Below are 1,035 nucleotides of genomic sequence, written 5' to 3' on the forward strand. Positions count from 1 at the left end.
GGCGGGATGACGTCGTCCCAGTTGTTCACCAGCTGCATGTTCTGGTTCACCAGCCACACATTGCCCGAATTCACATCATTGAGCACCACCACGTCCCGGTTCACCCGGAACACATACGACGGCGACGCGGACGCCTTCGGCACATCCACGCTCCTGTCATCGGCATCACTGCCGCAGTCCCGCACATACTTATTCGCCCCCGACCACGCCGCATGCACACAACCACCCAACTGCACCGGCGCCGCCGGAACCCCCTGCCCGCCAAAGGTCACCGTCTTCGCCGCCGAACCATCCAACGGCACCTCAAAAAGCGCCTTCGGCGTCGCCACCGCCACAGCACCCGCCCCGGGACCGGGCTGCTGCAGCTTCGCATCCTTCGCATCCGCCAACGCCAACTCACGCCCGCCCGGCAACAACAACTTCCCGCCGCCCGCGTCCAGCACCACCGGCTGATCCCCCACCACGCTCAACTGGATGCTGCCCGCACCCTTCAACCCCTCCCACGAACTCACCTGCGAATCCGTGACCCGGCCATCAGCATCCACCGCCGTCACCGTCACCTGACCCGACGTCGGATCCGCACTATAAATCCGGTCATCAGCCCCCACCGCCGACACCGTCCCCCGCGCCCCCGACAGCACCGGCTCCGAATTCTCCTCATCAAAACCATTCACCGTCGACGGCGACAACGCCCACACCCGGCCCCGCGCCGCATCCGTCACCGCAATCACCCGCGACCCGAAACTCACCTCCGCCGACCCCGGCAACTTCTTATCCCCGCCCAAACGCATCTGCGCCGCCGACACCTGGTTCAACGTCGAACCCGACGCATCATCAACAAACACCGTCCCGGCATCCTGCAACACATCAAACGTCGTCGACGCCGGCGTCACCGCACCATCCAACACCCGCGACGGATAATTCAACCGCCCCACCGCATTCTTCGCCTTCGACACCACCCACACACCACCATCGTTCAACTCCACCTCAGCAGTCTTAAACCCCGGATAGATGATGGCCCCCGTCACCAACACC

Annotated in this window: 1 pseudogene; it reads right to left on the reverse strand. The window is 64.3% G+C overall.

The window, feature by feature from the left end:
- A pseudogene (locus AB4Y91_RS16740) lies at window positions 1-1,034 on the reverse strand (Ig-like domain-containing protein); the annotation flags it as partial.
- Window position 1,035: the final 1 nt, after the last annotated feature.

It is taken from the genome of Arthrobacter sp. YAF16 (genome assembly GCF_052113385.1).
Lineage (GTDB): Bacteria > Actinomycetota > Actinomycetes > Actinomycetales > Micrococcaceae > Arthrobacter.